The 17,319-nt window shown below is 64.3% G+C and carries 18 protein-coding genes; 9 read left to right on the forward strand and 9 right to left on the reverse strand.

Translation table 11 applies throughout. The features are described 5' to 3' along the window. Window positions 1–30 precede the first annotated feature (30 nt). Window positions 31–1,020 carry a zinc-dependent alcohol dehydrogenase family protein gene (locus IVB07_RS21630; protein ID WP_018456289.1) on the reverse strand — a complete coding sequence of 330 codons (990 nt, stop codon included), beginning with the start codon at window positions 1,018–1,020 and terminating at the stop codon, window positions 31–33. A 103-nt stretch (window positions 1,021–1,123) separates the two neighbouring features. Here IVB07_RS21630 and IVB07_RS21635 point away from each other — a divergent pair, with 103 nt between their 5' ends. The 3 genes from IVB07_RS21635 to rnd all read left to right on the forward strand — a co-directional run bounded on the left by IVB07_RS21635 (window position 1,124) and on the right by rnd (window position 3,549). After that, window positions 1,124–2,023 (forward strand): LysR family transcriptional regulator, encoded by a 900-nt coding sequence (locus tag IVB07_RS21635; RefSeq protein ID WP_018456288.1) that lies wholly within the window; start codon window positions 1,124–1,126, stop codon window positions 2,021–2,023. 127 nt (window positions 2,024–2,150) lie between these two features. After that, window positions 2,151–2,282: a hypothetical protein gene (locus IVB07_RS40440; protein WP_018456287.1), complete on the forward strand. Its 132-nt coding sequence runs from the start codon at window positions 2,151–2,153 to the stop codon at window positions 2,280–2,282. Window positions 2,283–2,397: 115 nt separating this feature from the next. Continuing rightward, on the forward strand, window positions 2,398–3,549 hold the full coding sequence (rnd, locus tag IVB07_RS21640) for a ribonuclease D (RefSeq protein ID WP_018456286.1): 1,152 nt from the start codon (window positions 2,398–2,400) through the stop codon (window positions 3,547–3,549). Window positions 3,550–3,656: 107 nt separating this feature from the next. Here rnd and IVB07_RS21645 read toward each other — a convergent pair whose 3' ends face one another. From IVB07_RS21645 to IVB07_RS21665, 5 genes are all read right to left on the reverse strand, one after another. Next, entirely contained in the window at window positions 3,657–5,039 is a 1,383-nt protein-coding gene (locus tag IVB07_RS21645; RefSeq protein WP_018456285.1) for an aspartate aminotransferase family protein, read from the reverse strand. A 158-nt stretch (window positions 5,040–5,197) separates the two neighbouring features. Further along, window positions 5,198–5,368 carry a hypothetical protein gene (locus IVB07_RS21650; RefSeq protein WP_007609402.1) on the reverse strand — a complete coding sequence of 57 codons (171 nt, stop codon included), beginning with the start codon at window positions 5,366–5,368 and terminating at the stop codon, window positions 5,198–5,200. 30 nt (window positions 5,369–5,398) lie between these two features. Continuing rightward, the gene (locus tag IVB07_RS21655) at window positions 5,399–5,962 is read right to left on the reverse strand and encodes an isochorismatase family protein (protein WP_018456284.1); all 564 of its coding nucleotides are present in this window, start codon (window positions 5,960–5,962) and stop codon (window positions 5,399–5,401) included. Window positions 5,963–5,987: 25 nt separating this feature from the next. Continuing rightward, complete coding sequence (locus tag IVB07_RS21660) at window positions 5,988–6,608, reverse strand: GNAT family N-acetyltransferase (RefSeq protein ID WP_018456283.1); 621 nt, start codon at window positions 6,606–6,608, stop codon at window positions 5,988–5,990. Then, entirely contained in the window at window positions 6,595–7,212 is a 618-nt protein-coding gene (locus tag IVB07_RS21665; RefSeq protein WP_026233132.1) for a hypothetical protein, read from the reverse strand. Before IVB07_RS21665 ends, IVB07_RS21660 begins: the two co-directional genes overlap by 14 nt. A gap of 71 nt (window positions 7,213–7,283) precedes the next feature. Between IVB07_RS21665 and IVB07_RS21670 the strand changes: the two genes are divergently transcribed. Beyond that, complete coding sequence (locus IVB07_RS21670; protein ID WP_018456281.1) at window positions 7,284–8,324, forward strand: LysR family transcriptional regulator; 1,041 nt, start codon at window positions 7,284–7,286, stop codon at window positions 8,322–8,324. Window positions 8,325–8,402: 78 nt separating this feature from the next. Here IVB07_RS21670 and IVB07_RS21675 read toward each other — a convergent pair whose 3' ends face one another. Further along, on the reverse strand, window positions 8,403–9,563 hold the full coding sequence (locus tag IVB07_RS21675) for an autotransporter outer membrane beta-barrel domain-containing protein (RefSeq protein WP_026233131.1): 1,161 nt from the start codon (window positions 9,561–9,563) through the stop codon (window positions 8,403–8,405). 378 nt (window positions 9,564–9,941) lie between these two features. On the opposite strand from IVB07_RS21675, the gene IVB07_RS21680 reads away from it, so the two are divergent. After that, window positions 9,942–10,148 (forward strand): cold-shock protein, encoded by a 207-nt coding sequence (locus IVB07_RS21680; protein ID WP_007591938.1) that lies wholly within the window; start codon window positions 9,942–9,944, stop codon window positions 10,146–10,148. Between the two features lie 96 nt (window positions 10,149–10,244). Here IVB07_RS21680 and purN read toward each other — a convergent pair whose 3' ends face one another. Further along, on the reverse strand, window positions 10,245–10,898 hold the full coding sequence (gene purN, locus IVB07_RS21685) for a phosphoribosylglycinamide formyltransferase (RefSeq protein WP_204511004.1): 654 nt from the start codon (window positions 10,896–10,898) through the stop codon (window positions 10,245–10,247). 14 nt (window positions 10,899–10,912) lie between these two features. Beyond that, window positions 10,913–11,986, reverse strand: coding sequence for a phosphoribosylformylglycinamidine cyclo-ligase (purM, locus tag IVB07_RS21690; protein ID WP_018456277.1), 1,074 nt, complete (start codon window positions 11,984–11,986; stop codon window positions 10,913–10,915). Between the two features lie 155 nt (window positions 11,987–12,141). On the opposite strand from purM, the gene IVB07_RS21695 reads away from it, so the two are divergent. From IVB07_RS21695 to ppx, 4 genes are all read left to right on the forward strand, one after another. Continuing rightward, the gene (locus tag IVB07_RS21695; RefSeq protein WP_026233129.1) at window positions 12,142–12,684 is read left to right on the forward strand and encodes a CDP-alcohol phosphatidyltransferase family protein; all 543 of its coding nucleotides are present in this window, start codon (window positions 12,142–12,144) and stop codon (window positions 12,682–12,684) included. Window positions 12,685–12,776: 92 nt separating this feature from the next. Continuing rightward, entirely contained in the window at window positions 12,777–13,454 is a 678-nt protein-coding gene (locus IVB07_RS21700; RefSeq protein ID WP_026233128.1) for a DnaA/Hda family protein, read from the forward strand. Window positions 13,455–13,582: 128 nt separating this feature from the next. Next, window positions 13,583–15,775, forward strand: a complete 2,193-nt coding sequence (locus tag IVB07_RS21705) for an RNA degradosome polyphosphate kinase (RefSeq protein WP_026233127.1) — start codon at window positions 13,583–13,585, stop codon at window positions 15,773–15,775. 15 nt (window positions 15,776–15,790) lie between these two features. After that, complete coding sequence (ppx, locus tag IVB07_RS21710) at window positions 15,791–17,293, forward strand: exopolyphosphatase (protein WP_018456273.1); 1,503 nt, start codon at window positions 15,791–15,793, stop codon at window positions 17,291–17,293. The last annotated feature ends 26 nt before the right edge of the window (window positions 17,294–17,319 follow it).

Consider the following 17,319-nt stretch of genomic DNA (forward strand, 5'->3'; position numbering starts at 1 on the left):
CGAAACCGTTTGTTCAAGACGATCATTCGCTCAGATCGTTACCACGATCTTGCCGAACTGCTCGTTTGACTCCAGAAAGCGATGCGCTTCGACGATCTCCTCAAACTGAAACGTTTTGGCGATGATCGGTTGCAATGCACCGTCCCGCAGCCCGTCGAGGATGAAGGTCTTCGCGTTAGCAAGCCGCGCGGGGTCGCGGATGATCTCGTGCACGAGATAGCCGCGCAGCGTCAGGCTCTTGGTCAGGACGTTGACCAGCGGAAACGGCGTTGGCTCTGGGCTCAGGCCGCCATATTCGATGAGAACGCCACCCGGCGACATCGCGGCGGTGAGCGGCCCAAATATGGGACCGCCGACCGCGTCGAACACCACGCGAACGCCGTTTGAGCCGACAATGTCCTGCAGCCGTGACCGGATGTCCTCTTCCACGGAGGCGATAACGTCGGCGGCGCCAGCATCGCGCAGGGCCTGCCGCTTGATCGAGGTTCGCGTCACTGCAATCGGGATCGCACCGATCCGGTTCGCGATCTGAATCGCTGCAAGCCCGACGCTACTCGACGCCGCGGTGATGACTACGGACTCCCCTCGCTCCAGCCCAGCAATATCGACCAGAGCGCCGAACGCCGTCAGATATTGCATCCATACCGCGGCCGCGGCGTCGAAGCCGAGCTCGGGCGGGTGCTTAACGACGAACTCCGCCGGAAACGTGACGAGCTCGCCATAAGCCGGCCATCGCACCATCGACACGGGCGGCACGATGCTGACGACCTCGCCCGGCGAGAAGCCGCTCACGCCTTCGCCGATCGCCTCGACGATGCCGGCGGCCTCGAGACCGAGGCCGGACGGAAAGGTCGCGGTCTCGATATAGGTCCCCTTCCGCAAGAGCGCTTCCGCGCGATTGAGCCCGAGGGCCTTGACCCTGATCTGCACCTCGCGCCTCCCTGGCGGCGCGACGTCGACGGTCTCGATGCGCAGCACCTCGGGGCCACCATGTCTGCGGAAGCGAACGACGCGCGCCATGAACACACTCCAAAATAATTGAATTCAATGGACCTATGCCAACCGGGCGGCGCCGGATAAAGCGTGCGGAGAGGTGAACAGTCGAAACCAGGAGTTTGCAATCATGGACCGCCTGACCAGCATGGCCGTCTTCGTCAAGGCGGTGGATGTGGGCTCGTTCGCCGCTGCCGCCGATGCGCTCGAAATGTCGGGGCCAATGGTCGGCAAGCACGTTCGTTTCCTCGAGGAGCGCCTGGGCGTCCGCCTCCTCAACCGCACCACACGGCGCCAGAGCCTGACCGAGACTGGCCAAGCCTACTACGAGCGCTGCCGCACTGTGCTCGCTGAAGCCGTGGCCGCCGACGCCGTCGCTTCCGATGAATTGTCCGAGCCGCGTGGCCGGCTCCGCGTGACCATGCCCGCCCTGCTGGGCCGGCACTGCATCGCCCCCTTGCTGATGAAGCTCGCGCGACGATATCCCCATCTGGAGCTCGATCTCTCGTTCGGCGACCCGATCGCTGACATCATCGAGGGCCGCTATGATCTTGCGATCCGGACCGGCGATCTACACGATCAATCCGGCCTGATGACGCGGCGCATCGCAAGCCAGCGCATGGTGGTGTGCGGCACGCGCTCGTACTTGCGCGCCAACGGCAAGCCGAAATCGCTCGACGATCTTGCCCAGCATCAGGCGATCATCTATCGCCGCTCCGGACGCGTCCGGCCGTGGCTGTTTCCCCGCGAGGGCCAGCCTCCGAGCGAAATCGTGCCGGCGGGAAGGCTCAGGCTCGACGATCTCGACGCGATCGCGGACGCCGCGTCACAGGGGATGGGACTGGCCTGGCTGCCATACTGGCTAGTCCGCGAACGCCTGCGCGCCGGTAGACTCGTCACTCTGTTGAGCGGTCAGCCGGGATTTCTCTACGACTGTCACGCGCTCTGGCCACGCTCGTCCCGGATGCCGCCGAAAGTTCGCGCCGCCGTGGACGCCTTGGCGACCGCCCTGCCGAAGCTCATGACCTGACGCCGGATGCCGTGACGCCTGCATAGCATGCCGCGGCCGTTAACCCCCCGTCCACCATCCGGCCCGACCCGCCGCCGGTAACCACGAGAATTAACAGACCCTCAATTCGCCCCCGACAAGTTTAGCAATGTTGCTGGGGGATTTTGCCGTGGATCTGTTGGTTTTCGAGTTCCTGGGGCTGGCGCTGGTCGCCATGTGCGTGGTCGTGGTGGCACTGCCCTGCGCGCGCAAACCCTCCCGGCGGGTCCGCTACGAATAGGATTTTCGTCGGAAAATGCGATTCCGGTCCAAATGCAAGGCTCGAATTCGCTTCGAGCCCCTTGACATCACAGCGCTTTCGGCAGAACGGCTGATGGACTTGTCATGGGCCGTTCATGGATTTGATTACCACCACCGCTGACCTTGCGGCTGCCTGCAGCCGGCTGGCCAAGCACCCCGTCATTACCGTCGATACCGAGTTCCTGCGCGAGACCACCTATTACCCGCTGCTGTGCGTGGTGCAGATGGCCAGCGCCGAGGAAGCAATCGTCATCGACACCCTGGCCGAGGGCATCGACCTCAAGCCGTTCTTCGAGCTGATGGGCAACGAGGGCGTGTTGAAGGTGTTCCACGCCGCCCGCCAGGACATCGAGATCATCTGGCACCAGGCGGGTATCATCCCGCACCCGGTGTTCGATACCCAGGTCGCGGCCATGGTGCTCGGCTACGGCGACAGCATCGCCTACGACGCCCTGGTCGAGAAGGTCACCGGACACCGCCCGGACAAGACCCACCGCTTCACCGACTGGTCGCGCCGGCCGCTGACCAAGGAGCAGATGCACTACGCCGTGTCCGACGTCACGCATCTGCGCGACGTGTTCGCAGCGCTCGATGCCGACCTTAAAAAGCGCCGGCGCAGCGAATGGGTCTCGATCGAGATGGAAGTCCTGACCTCGCCCAAGACCTACGACTTCCATCCCGAGCGCGCCTGGGAACGGCTCAAGACGCGGGTGCGCAAGCCCAAGGACCTTGCGGTCCTAATGGAGGTCGCCGCCTGGCGCGAGCAGGAGGCGCAGAGCCGCGACGTGCCGCGAGGCCGCGTGCTGCGCGACGAGGCCGTCAGCGACATCGCGACCCATGCGCCGAACACGATCGAGAAGCTCGCAAACCTGCGCTCCGTGCCGAAGGGTTTTGAGAAATCCAAATGGGGCGCCGACATCGTCGCCGCTGTCGAGCGCGGGCTGGCGCGCGATCACGCCACGCTGCCGAAGCTGGAAAAGCCGCGCAACAATAACAATGGCGCCGCGATCGTCGAACTGTTGAAGGTGTTGCTGCGCATGACCGCGGAGCGCCATGCGGTCGCCAGCAAGGTGATTGCGACCGTCGACGATCTCGAGGAGATTGCGGCCGACGACGAGGCCGACGTGCCGGCGCTACGCGGCTGGCGCCGCGAGCTGTTCGGCGAGGCCGCCCTGAAACTGAAGCGCGGCGAGCTGGCGCTGGCGGTCGAGAAAGGCCGCGTGATCGGGGTTCAGCGAGCGGAATAGCCCCGATGCCTCCCGATGTCGTCCTGGCCTAGTGCGCAATTGCGCACTAGGCCAGGACGACACCGGGGGTGTGATAGAGCGCTACGCTCACGCGTGAAGCGCCGTCCCTACGCCGGCGTCAGCTTCGCCACTTCCGGCTTCATGTCGTCCAGCACACCTGAAATCGCCGCGACCAGCTCGTCGATCTGAGTCTTGGTGACGATCAGCGGCGGGCAGATGGCAATGGCATCGAGCATGTTGCGCGAGATAACGCCGCGCTCCTGCAGCATGCGGCTGGCCATGCCGCCGACGGCGCCCGGCGTTGCCGCTGCGGTCTTGCGCGCCTTGTCCAGCACCAGTTCGATCGCAGCGATCATGCCGACACCGCGGACCTCGCCCACCAGTGGATGGCTGGTGAGTTCACGCAGCTTGCCTTGCATGTAGCCACCGAGCTCGGCGGCGTGCGCAACCAGGCCCCGCTCCTCGATGATCTTCAAATTCTCGAGCGCAATCGCCGAGCCGACCGGATGGCCGCCCGCGGTGAAGCCGTGGCCGAGCACGCCGATCTTGTTGCTCTCGTCGGCGATCGGTTCGAACATGCGATCGTTCATCATGATGGCCGACAGCGGGAAATAGCTCGAGGTGATCTGCTTGGAGACCACGATGGCGTCGGGCTTGATGCCGTAGGTTTCGCAGCCGAACATCTTGCCGGTGCGGCCGAAGCCGCAGATGACCTCGTCGGCGACCAACAGGATGTCGTACTTGTTCAGCACCTTCTGGATCTTGTCCCAATAGGTCGCCGGCGGCACGATGACGCCGCCCGCGCCCATCACCGGCTCGCCGAAGAACGCAGCGATCGTGTCCGGGCCTTCCTTCTGGATCAGCGCATCGAGTTCCTCGGCCCGCCGCGTCGCGAACGCTTCCTCGCTCTCCCCGGGCGCGCCATCCTTGTAGAAATGCGGCGAGCCCGTGTGCAGGATGTTCGGGAGCGGCAAGTCGAAAGAGCGGTGGTTGTTCGGCAGCCCGGTGAGGCTGGCGGACGCGATGGTGACGCCGTGATAGGCGCGCATCCGGCTGATCACCTTCTTGCGCTGTGGCTGGCCGAGCGCATTGGAACGATAGGCAATCAACTTCAGAACAGTGTCGTTGGCCTCCGAGCCGGAATTGGTGAAGAACACCTTGCTCATCGTAACAGGCGCGAGCGCGACCAGCTTCTCGGCGAGATCGATCGAGGGCCCGTGCGATTTGGCGGAGAACGTGTGATAGAACGGCAGCGCCAGCATCTGCTTGTGCGCGGCGTCGACCAGCCGCTTCTCGTTGAAGCCGAGTCCGACGCTCCACAGGCCTGCCATCGCCTCGAAATAGCGCTTGCCTGACGCATCGAACACGTAAGGCCCCTCGCCGCGTTCGATCACCAGGGGACCGGCCTGCTGATGGGCGCGCGCGTTGGTGTAGGGATGGAGCTGGTAGGCCACATCCCGGGCCTCTTGCGAATTGGGCAGCATGGACATTTGCAGGAATCCTTGAAAGCGTCACGTCGCCGGCGCGGCCAGCGTCATCACTCGATGATCCAGCTCCTTGGCTATTGCCACCGCGCAAAACTTGCAACGTCAATTCGTCGGCAGGAAGCGCTCAGCTGCGTTGCACAAAGCCGCACATCGGGCAGCTGTCACGCCGCACCGTCGTCATTCCCATCGCTATCGGCGGCAGCGGCCTCCCGCACCTCCACCAGCGCCATCGAGAGCAGATACACCGTCGTTGGCAGACCAAGACGGCGTGCCGCCTCGGCGGCACGCGACAGGTCGCTTGCCAGCTCCTCGAGCTGATCTCCCCGTGACAATGTCCCACTCCATCCGTCGATCGCGGCCGCCTACACCGCAACGGCGCCGCTGGTTCTGATCAGTTCGGCGCTGGACTGGATTGTAGCAAAATTCCCGATCACATTCACTACCGCATGCTTGTAGGCGGCAGCATCGCCAGTCCCCGGCTGCCGGCAGGCCACCGCGTCGGCCACCACCTGGAAGCGATGACTGCGGTGAAACCCGTCAATAGCGGTGGCCAGGACGGTTTCGTCCAGGGAAAAGCCCGCGAGCACGCAACGGACATTGCGGATATTGGACATGTAGTCCACAAACCGCGCCGAACTGTAGGCCGACGGCAGCGGGTGCTCGAAGGTCATTTCTCCCGGCCGCGGCTTCGCCTTCGCGATCCAATCGGTCAGCTTGGATGCCGGATTGAACCAGGCCGCCTGCGCGATGCGCTTCAGATGCATCACCGGCCAGAGATTGTCGCGCCAGAACGTCAGCAGTTCCACGCAGCGCGCCGTTGCGGCATCGCCGTCGAGGATGACGTGGCGACGTCCGGGGGTCAGATATTCGACCTGGAGATCCGCGCAGACCAGGATCGGCGGATCGTCTGTGATGGAAACCAGCATGGTTTTGCGCGCAGCTGCACCAGTTTCAACGGCCAGCGAGCGCGACGTCCCGCAGCGGCGACGTCACAGCCCGTCCTGCCGAGGCGTCGAGCACGCCCGGCCGGTCCCAATCGCCCTCGGGGCGGATGATCACGTAAGGATCGCTGTCCAGCGTAATGGCATCCGGACCCGGTTCGATCTCCAGCAGCATTTCTGTGTAGGAGAAGTCGGAAAATGTGATCTTGCGATTGTGACCAAGCGGCTTGGCGCCGAAATGGGCCCAGAAATCGACCAGCCGGTCCTGCGCCTGGCCGTAGATCTTGCGAAAGCCCTTGCGCTTCACATAGTCGACGCTCGCTTGTACCAGCTTGAACGAGACGCGCGACCGCCGGTATTGGTGCCGCACCGCAAGCCGTTCCACCTTGGCGAAATCGCCGAAGAACCGCACCCGCAGACAGCCCGCAGGCTCGTTGCCGACATAGCCGATGAAATGCGCGGCAACCATGTCGTTGCCGTCGAACTCTTCATCGAACGGGCAATCCTGCTCGGCGAGATAGACGGCTGAGCGGATCGAGGTGACCAGCATGAGATCGGTGAGATCGCGCGCGAGGCGAATGGTGATGGCGCGGGAATCGGGCTTGGCGAGAGGAATCCTAGTACCGTGCATCTGCAAAACTCCTTGCTTGGATGATCGCGCTCGGCATGCGCATCGGCTGCCGATGCCAGGGCCGCTCGTAGCACCAGAGGTCGGGTTGGAAGCTTGGAACAGGCTCGAAGCCTGTCGCTTTCATGATGTCGCGGCCGGCCACGGTTGACGGCTGCGCATAGCAATCCGCGTTGCGAAACCTTAGCTGTCTAAGATGAGCCGCGGCCTTGCCGAGACCGGCGACGCCGCGCCCCGTCGCCGCGATCGCCCAGATGTAGATAGCGGAAACGTCTTCCTTCGCGGACGCGAGATAGCGCGTCTCCGGCGCGGTGAGGCAGATCTCGTCGAGCAGCAACGCATCATGCCCGCGATCGTTGAGAAACAGGAAGGCCATGCCGCCGACAAGGTTGCCCTTCCGGCTGAAAGTCAGGATGCTCTCGGGATCGAAGGCGAAATATTTTGCAAGCTCAGTCGCCCCGATCCGAACGCCCGGCACCAGCCGGTGCGCCAACTGCGAAAGCGCGGCGATTTCGGAAAATTTGGCGCGACGGACGTCGACATCCGGACTGAGCGGCAGCGCGTCGAAATCATGCCTTGCGGCAAACGAGCCCCTTTCCATACTCATGTCGCCCCTCTATCGTTCGCGGCTTTCGTGCCCCGCTATGGCGATGAGCTTAGCGGCTGGGGATCAGGCGTATGCAGCAGTTATTGCACCGGGGTGCTGCGGTGATGCAGCACCGTGAAGAAACCCTGGACATGTCCTGGGACGATTTGAAACTGTTTTTAGCTTGCGCAAAATATAAAAGCTTCCGCAACGCCGCCGAGGAGCTCGGGCTCACCTCCACCACCCTGATGCGCAGGATCGACCGGCTCGAAGAGAGCATCGACTGCAAGCTGTTCCTGCGCGACCAGAGCGGGCTCACGCTCAGCGACGAAGGCAGCGCGATGATCGCCGACGTCGCGCACATGGAGCGTCATGCCTTCAATGTGTTCCGGCGTGCTTCGCGATCGTCGAACGATATGTCAGGCACCGTGCGCGTCGCGGTGACGGAAGGCCCCGGAAATTTCTGGATTCTGCCGCGACTGATCGATTTCCAGAAAACCTATCGCAAGATCACCGTCGACCTGCGCTGCGCGATGGAACAGGCCGACGTCGCGCGGCTCGAATCCGATATCGCGATCCAGCTCGAGCCGCCGACCAATCCCGATCTGATCGTCGCCAAGCTCGGCCGCCTGCACATCTATCCCTTCGTCTCCAAGGAGTACGAAAACCTCTACGGCGTGCCCGCGACCCTGGCCGAGCTGAAGAACCACCGCATCATCAAGCAGAGCGCTCCGCAGGTCGACGACGGCGCCTACGCCCGCGTGCTCGGACTGAAGTCGCTCGAGGGCATCGTCGGGATCAAGACCAACTCCTCGGTCGGCGTGCTCTATGCGGTGGAGCGCGGCGCCGGCATCGGATTCCTGCCGACGGTTTCGATCGCGCTCGGCGCCCCGCTGGTTGCCGTCGATCTCGGCGTCAGCCACCACGCCGATCTCTGGCTCACCTATCATAAGGAGTTCCGCGCCTCCGAGCGCCACAAGATCGTGGTCGATTGGCTGAAGAAAATCTTCGATCCCAAGATCCATCCCTGTTTCCGCGACGAGTTCATCCACCCGAACGCGCTGGCGCCGATGATGACGGCCGCGCGCGCGGCCTTTGGATTGACGGGTTATGTCGCGGCAATGCCGACTTAAAGCTCGAGCATGATGCTTTCGTAAAACCGCTTCGCAGTTTTCCGGATCCTCCTCTGGCCGACGCGGGCAGGCTTCGCTTCACCACCGATATTCGAAGCCGACCGTGCCCTGGTGCGACGTCAGCTCGTTGCGGAACTTGCCGTCGTAGTTGACGTAGAGCCGCGCCGTGTTGGTCAGGCTGAGCGAGGCCGAGGCGCCTGCATCCGTACCGTAGCGGCTCTCGCCGATGCCGGGCACGACGATGCTCTGGGTCCCGAGGCTGACCTGCACCGATCCCAGGTTCTGATAGAAATTGTCGACGAACTTGCCGTAGGCGGACAGGTCCAGGATCTTCTGGTCGAAGATGAAGTAGCGCCCGATCTCGGCTCCGATCATGACGCGCGCGCGCGAGAGCGCCGTCGAGCCGACATTGAGTGGATCGAGGCCGCCAACCTCCTGGAACGCGACGCTGGTGGCGCGGACATATTCCAGTGCGCCCTTGGGCACGATGCGCATCTGGTCCTTGGTCCAGTAATAGCTGATCTCGGTCAGCGCGCCGTCGATTGCGGCGCGATAACCCGCGGTCGCAAGTCCCAGGCCAGTATCCCGGCTGGAGCGGACCTTGCCAAAGCCGTGCACCACCGCGAAGGCCCAGGTCCAGGGGCCCTTGTCGACCGAGCCGCTGAAGCCGAGTTGCGTCAGATCCAGCGTGGCGGACTGAAGTGCGAGCGGCACGTCGATATCGGTGTGGCTCTGGTCGACGGAGAAGCCGAGATTGACACCCGGCGCGAGCCGCGCGCCAAAGCCTGCGACACCGCCAAACGTCTTGCGCTTGTCGCCGACAAAGTCTCCTTGCGCATCCGTCCGGACCGAGATGCCATAACCCTCGAACCAGGTGCGGTAGCGCGGGTCTTCCGTGCTCGCCGACGCGCCGCCGCCGCCGGGATTGGTCCGAAACGCCCGGTTGACGCCGCCAGATGCCTGGTTTCCGAGCCGCTCCAGGAAATTCGAGCCGAGATTGAGCGAGCTGTTGCCGGCCGACTGGTCGTAATTGGTCGCGGTCGGCATCGGAATTGGCATCGGAATCGGCGTCGGTGACGGCGTGGGTGTCGGGGTCGGCGTGGGCGTGGGACTCTGCGCAAAGCCTGATGTCGTCGACAGTACCATGATGAGAGCAAACGCCACGGCAGCCGCGATCCAGCGGACGCGGTTCAGCCTGATCGCCTGCCGTGTCTCTGAGGGCTGCGAAATGCAGCACATGGCGACAAGTCCTGAAGCAAAGGGCGGCGCGCAAAAAAGCAACAGGAGCGGCGCACGCGTGCCGCGATTTGTTCCGAACTGTTACTGAGGGTCAACCGGCTGGCGCGTCCCGGCAAAGGCATTGCTTCCGATTGTGGTTCCGCGGCCACAGGTCGCAAATTGCGGACGGGCACTCGGGTCGAAGTCTTGAAATTCGCGCGCGGCTTGCTAACGGGCGATTTTCATGTTGCAATATCGGACACAATCGGAATTGGCCGCTCGACTGTGCGTTTCGCGACATTGAGACTCAAGACTCGAACAGACTACCGGAAGCCCGTTTGTGGCGTGGCACGCGAAAAGCGGCCGCGTCGTTTTTGTATCTAGCGGAGGAGACTGAGGATGCCGCAAAAGGGCACCGTCAAATGGTTCAACCCGACCAAGGGCTATGGGTTCATCAAGCCGAACGGCAGTGACAAGGACGTCTTCGTCCACATCTCCGCCGTCGAGCGCGCCGGACTCTCGACCCTCAATGAAAATCAGGTGGTTGAATACGATCTCGTGGAGAACCGCGGCAAGGCATCCGCGGAGAACCTCAAGGTTTCCTGATTTCTCTCGCGGTCTGCGCAAGAGATCATGACGTTGCCCCCGGCTCTGCCGGGGGTTTTTGTTTGGAATGAGAAGTATTCCGAGTGCGACGGCGCTTCACCGCACCAACGGCGAAACCAGAAAATTCTCCGACGGCCCGCTGCCCGCGGTCTTGCACACATCGCCCTCGATCTGGACCTTGCCGGTCGCGAGCAGGCTCAGTGCTGCGGGATAGATGCGGTGCTCGACTTCAAGGATACGCTCCGACAGCGTGTCCGCCGTGTCGTGGTCGCTGACGGGAACCGCGCCCTGCATCACGATTGGGCCGGCGTCGGTCTCGGGGATCACGAAGTGCACCGTCGCGCCGGACAGCTTGACGCCGGCGCGCAAGGCCTGGCCGTGCGGGTCGAGACCGGGGAAGGACGGCAGCAGCGAGGGATGAATGTTGAGCATCCGCCCGTACCACGCCTTGGTGAATTCGGCCGTGAACAGGCGCATGAAGCCGCCGAGGCAAATCAGCTCGATGCCGTGCTGATCGAGTGCTGCTTGCAGCACCTTCTCGAAGCCGGCGCGGTCCTTGCCGAACGGCTTGCTTTCGATCACCAGCGTCTTCACGCCGCTCGCTTTGGCCCTTTCCAGCCCCAGCGCATCGGCCTTGTTCGAGATGACGAGCGAAATCTCCGCCGGAAAATCCGGCGCGGCCGCGCCCTTGATCAGCGCAGCCATGTTGGAGCCACGGCCGGAAATCAGGATGGCGACGCGGCGTTTCATTACAGCGCCGGTCATTACAGCGCCAGGTCGAGATGGCCGTTATAGACGACGCGGTGCTCGCCCTCGGCCAGGATCACGCTACCGAGCTGTGCCACGGTCTCACCGGCGTCAGTGAAGATCTCCACGACCTCTTCGACCTTGTCCGGCTCGACAATCGCGATCATGCCGATCCCACAATTGAAGGTCCGCAGCATTTCGAGCTCGGCGATGCCGGCCTGCGCGGCCAGCCATTTGAACACCGGCAGCACTGGCAGGCGCGCCAGATCGATACCGACGCCGAGATGCTTCGGCAGCACGCGCGGAATGTTGTCGGTAAAGCCGCCGCCGGTGATGTGGGCAAGCCCCTTCACCGCGCCGGTCTCGCGGATCGCGCGCAGGCAGGATTTGACGTAGAGACGCGTCGGCGTCAGCAACGCGCCGCCCAGCGTCATGACGGGCGCAAACGGCGCCTGCGCCCCGAAGCCGAGGCCGGATTGTTCCACGATCTTGCGCACCAGCGAGAAACCGTTGGAGTGCACGCCCGACGAAGCGAGCCCGATCACGGCATCGCCGGCGGCGATGTCCTTGCGCGGCAAGAGCGTGCCCCGCTCCGCGGCGCCGACGGCAAAGCCGCCGAGGTCGTAGTCGCCGTCTTTGTAGAGGCCGGGCATCTCGGCCGTCTCGCCACCGATCAGGGCGCAGCCGGATTCGCGGCAGCCTTCGGCGACACCGGCGACGATCGACGCGGTCGCCTCCGGATCGAGCTTCCCGCAGGCAAAATAGTCGAGGAAGAACAGCGGCTCGGCGCCCTGCACCACGAGGTCGTTGACACTCATGGCGACGAGGTCGATGCCGATCCCGCCATGCAGGCCGGTCTCGATCGCGATCTTGACCTTGGTGCCGACGCCATCGGTCGCGGCCACCAGGATGGGATCCTTGAAACCGGCCGCCTTGAGATCGAACAGGCCGCCGAATCCGCCGATTTCGGCGTCGGCGCCGGGCCGTGCGGTGGCGCGCACCATCGGCTTGATCAGGTCGACCAAGCGGTTGCCCGCATCGATATCGACGCCTGAATCGGCGTAAGTGAGGCCGTTTTTGCGGTCGGTCATGCCCGATTTCCAGTGGGTTTGCGGCTGGTTACGTCGAATTCCGGGGACGCGCAATGGCTCGCATGGCGCGCCGCCGTATACTATGTAGAGATATCAACCGGTTCAGCCTCCAAAGGGCCGAATTCGAGGTCAGGCCGGGTGCCGGGAAGCGCCGTGTGAGTATACCGAACATCATTACTTTGGGCCGCATCATGCTGGTCCCGATCATCGTCTGGGCCATCGTGTCGAGCCAAATGGAGGTGGCGTTCGCCGTATTCCTGATCGCCGGTATCAGCGACGCGGTCGACGGCTTCCTTGCCAAGCGCTTCAACATGACGAGCGAGCTCGGCGCCTTGCTCGACCCGCTCGCCGACAAGGCGCTGCTGGTCTCGATCTACATGGCGCTCGGCATCTGGGGCGCGATTCCGCGCTGGATCGTCATCCTGGTGGTCTCGCGCGACATCATGATCGTCGCCGCCGTGATCATATCGTGGCTGTTCGACCGACCTGTGGAGATGAAGCCCTCAAAGGTATCCAAGCTCAACACTGTGGCCCAAGTGGCGTTCGCGGCGCTGGTGCTGGCCGCCCTCGCCTTCGGCTTCAAACCCGGTCCTTATGATATAATCCTGATGGGCCTCGTCACGGTCTTCACGCTCTCCTCCGTGTCGCTCTATCTTGTCGAATGGTTGCGGCACATGAGCACGATCGAGGCCAAGTGAGTTGGGAGCGGCCCCGTAAAAGGCCAACTCCCGCTCGATTAGGTCGCATCTCGTCAAACGAAGCCGGCACGCCGGCACGGAGCAAAGCAAGCGTGCCAAGCCGCGTTCATCCCCGACAGTTGGCGTTTTCGCTTCCGCATGCGGAGAGCCTGAGCCGGGACAATTTCCTCGAAGGCCCCGTCAACGCCGCCGGTCTTGCCCTCATCGACGCCTGGCCGGAATGGCCGAACCGAATCATGTGGCTGGCCGGCCCGGAAGGAAGCGGCAAGAGCCATCTCGCCGCGATCTGGGCCGAGGCTTCAGGCGCCCGCTCGACCACGGCCAATGGGCTGACCGCCGAGGCCGTCCCGGCTGCGCTCGCCACCGGCGCGCTGGTGGTCGAGGATCCCAAAGCCAGGGAATTCGACGAGCGCGCCCTGTTCCATCTGATGAATCTGGCCCGCGAGGACGGCGCCTACGTCCTCTTCACCGGACGCGAGGTGCCCGCGTCTCTCGAGATCGAGCTCGCCGACCTGCGCTCGCGGCTCCGCGCCGTCCCCGTTGTCTCGCTGCTGCCGCCCGACGACCAGCTCTTCCGCGGCCTGATCGTCAAGTTCTGCGCCGACCGCCAGCTCGCGGTGGACGAGAGCGTGGTCAGCTACCTCGCCACTCGCCTGGAGCGGTCCTCGGCCGCCGCCCGACGGGCTGTGGACCTGCTGGACAGCGAGGCCTTGCGCCTCGGCCGCCCCGTCACCCGGGCCTTGGCGGCCGAGCTGCTCCGGGATGTCTGACCAAGGCGGGTTGACGCGGCCGGGCGGCGGAACATCAATGTCATCGAAACGTCATCGCTCTAACACATGCTCCCGCGGGTTTTGCGCGTAAGTCGCAAATTGGGGCGAACTGGATGGACCGACTTCTGATGGATTCTGCGCAAGCTGTTGAAGTTAAAGAAAAAGCCCCGGAAGCCGAAGGCCCGCCGGCGATCGCATCGAGCCCCGAGCGGTTCATCAATCGCGAGCTTTCCTGGCTGCACTTCAACCGCCGCGTCCTGGAGGAATCGGTCAATCCCAGCCACCCCATGCTGGAGAGGGTGCGATTCCTGTCGATTTCAGCGAATAACCTCGACGAGTTCTTCATGGTCCGCGTCGCCGGCATCAAGGCCCAGGTGCGCGAGGGTATTGCTGAGCGCAGCCCCGACGGTCTGACCCCGTCCGAGCAGCTCGCGCTCATCAACCGGACCGTCTCGCAGCTTGCCTCCGACCAGCAGGCAATCTGGCGCGACCTGCGCGGCACGCTCGCCGACGAGGGTATCGTGCTGGTCGAGGGCAAGGAGGTCACCAAGGCGGAACGAACCTGGGTCGAGGACTACTTCCTCAGCAACGTGTTCCCGCTGCTGACGCCGCTCGCGATCGACCCGGCCCACCCCTTCCCGTTCATTCCGAGCCTCGGCTTCACCATCGCGCTCCAGCTCACGCGCGCCGCCGACGGCAAGCAGATGAACGCGCTGATCCGCATGCCCGGCAAGATCGACCGCTTCATCCGTCTGCCGGCTGACGGCAAGGTCGTCCGGCTGATCTCGCTGGAGCAGGCCACCGCGCTGTTCATCAACCGCCTGTTCCCCGGCTACAATCTTCACGGCCAGGGCGCCTTCCGCGTCCTCCGCGACTCCGAACTCGAAATCGAGGAAGAGGCCGAGGATCTCGTCCGCCTGTTCGAGACCGCGCTGAAGCGCCGCCGCCGCGGTTCGGTGATCCGACTCGAGATCGACGCCAAGATGCCGGAGCAGCTGCGCAGTTTCGTGCAGCACGCGCTGTCGACCGCCGACGACGAGGTGTTCCTGGTCGATGGCGTGCTCGCCATGAACGAGCTCTCGCAGCTCACCCGCCTTGACCGGCCCGATCTCGAATTCACCCCTTACGTGCCGCGCCATCCCGAGCGCGTGCGCGAGCAAGGCGGCGACATCTTCGCTGCGATCCGGCAGAAGGACCTCGTCGTCCATCACCCCTACGAATCCTTCGACGTCGTGGTGCAGTTTCTCCAGCAGGCGACGCGCGACCCCGACGTCGTCGCCATCAAGCAGACGCTCTACCGCACCTCCAGCAACTCGCCGATCGTGCGCGCGCTCGTGGAAGCCGCCGAAGCCGGCAAATCCGTCACCGCGCTGATCGAGCTGAAGGCCCGCTTCGACGAGGAGGCCAACATCCGCTGGGCGCGCGACCTCGAACGCGCCGGCGTGCAGGTCGTCTACGGCTTCCTCGAACTGAAGACCCACGCGAAACTCTCGATGGTGGTGCGGCGCGAGGGCGGCAGCCTCACGACCTACGTCCACACCGGCACCGGCAATTACCACCCGGTGACCGCGCGCATCTACACCGACCTCTCCTACTTCACCTCGGAGCCGACCATCGGCCGCGACGCCGCGCGCGTGTTCAACTTCATCACCGGCTACGCTGCGCCGAGCGATCTGGAAAAGATGGCGGTGTCTCCGCTGACCTTGCGCAAGCGCATCATCGAGCACATCCAGGGCGAGACCGCGCATGCGCGGCACGGCCGGCCTGCTGCGATCTGGATGAAAATGAACGCGCTGGTCGACCCCGACATCATCGACGCGCTCTACGAGGCCTCACAGGCCGGCGTGCAGGTCGAACTCGTGGTGCGCGGTATCTGCTGCCTGCGTCCCGGCATTCCCGGCTTGTCGGAGAACATCCGCGTCAAGTCGATCATCGGACGATTCCTCGAACACGGCCGAATTTACTGCTTCGGCATGGGCCAGGGCCTGCCGAGCGCGAAAGCGGCTGTGTATATCTCCTCAGCCGACATGATGCCGCGCAACCTCGACCGCCGCGTCGAGGTGCTGTGTCCGCTGCAGAATCCCACGGTGCATCAGCAGGTTCTCGAACAGATCATGGTCGCGAATCTCAAGGACAATGAACAGAGCTGGCAATTGTTGCCGGACGGGTCCTCAACGCGTATGAAGACCGCGAAGGGCGAGGAGCCTTTCAACGTCCACAACTACTTCATGACAAATCCGAGTCTGTCTGGCCGTGGTAAGTCGCTCAAGGAATCCTCGCCGCGCCGCCTCACGCGCCGTAATGAACGTCATCAATCCTGATCCGGGATCGTCGACGTGAAGCGGCCGCGCAAGCGCGGCTCGAGCGTCGCGGTCATCGACATCGGCTCCAACTCGGTCCGTCTCGTCGTCTACGAGGGACTGACGCGGAGCCTCATTCCCATCTTCAACGAGAAGACGCTGTGCGGCCTCGGGCGCGAAGTGCAGAGCACGGGACTGCTTGCGCCCGACGCCGTCGACAAGGCGCTGACCTCGCTCAAGCGCTTCCATGCGCTGTGCCGGGTCATGCAGGTCGGGCGGGTGTTTGCGATTGCGACCGCCGCCTGCCGTGATGCCTCCAACGGCGCCGACTTCATCGCGAAAGCCGAGCGCATCTGCGCGGTGAAGATCGAGATCCTGTCGGGCCCGCGCGAGGCGCGGCTGTCGGCGCTTGGCGTGATCTCCGGCATCCATCATCCTGACGGCATCGTCGGCGACCTCGGCGGCGGCTCGCTCGAACTGATCGACGTGCGCAAAAACACCGTGCGCAGCGGCGTGACGCTGCCGCTCGGCGGCCTCGCGCTGCAGGACCTCGCGCATAAATCCCTGAAACGCGCCGACCGCATCGTGCGCGAAGCGCTCGATGGGGTGCCGCAGCTCAAGGCGGGGAGCAGCCGCAGCTTCTACGCGGTCGGCGGCACCTGGCGCGCGCTTGCGCGCATCCACATCATCCAGAGCGGCTATCCGCTGCAGGTGATGCACGGCTATTCGATTTCGGCGGCCGAGGCGCTCGATTTCTCGCGTCGTCTCCGCCGGCTTGCGGCCGCCGGCATGCTCGCCGACATCGAGATCGTCGCCGATGCCCGGCGTCCGCTCCTCACCTATGCGGCGCTGGTGCTCGAGCACATCATCCGGGTGGCGAAGCCGAAGACCATCGTGTTCTCGACCTTCGGCGTGCGCGAGGGCCTGCTGCACGAGAAGCTGCCGGAGTCCGAGCGCAACAAGGACGGACTGATCTGCGCGGCCGAGGAGCTGAACCAGCTGCTGTCGCGTTCGGCAAAGCACGCCCGCGAGCTGATCGCCTGGACCGACCGCCTCGCGCGCGTGGTGAAGCTGCGCGAGACCGAAGAAGACCGCCGCCTGCGCCACGCCGCGTGCCTGCTGTCCGACATCGGGTGGCGCGTGCATCCCGACCATCGCGGCGAGCAGACGCTGAGCCTCGTCGTCAACGGTAATTTCGGCGCGATCACCCACACCGAGCGCGCCTTCGTCGGGTTGTCCGTGTTCTATCGCTATGCGGGCCTCAGCGAGGAGAACCAGCCGCCGGTCGCCATGCAGGAGCTGCTGACGCCGGCGCAGCTCGAACGCGCCCGCCTGCTGGGCGCGGCCTTCCGCGTCGCACATCTGATCTCGGCGGCGCGTCCGGGCGTCTTGCCCGCGACGCATTTCCGCAGCATGGGCCGCAAGCTGTTGCTGGTGTTCGAGCACCGCCTCGGCGATCTCGTCGCGGATCGAGTCGGCAGCCGCTTCCGCGCGCTCGCCCGCCTGATCAACCGCGCCGGCTCGATCGTCCGACGCTAGCGCTTTTCCCAAGAGATCATGCTCAA

This window comes from Bradyrhizobium sp. 172 (assembly GCF_023101065.1).
Classification (GTDB): Bacteria; Pseudomonadota; Alphaproteobacteria; order Rhizobiales; family Xanthobacteraceae; genus Bradyrhizobium; species Bradyrhizobium canariense_D.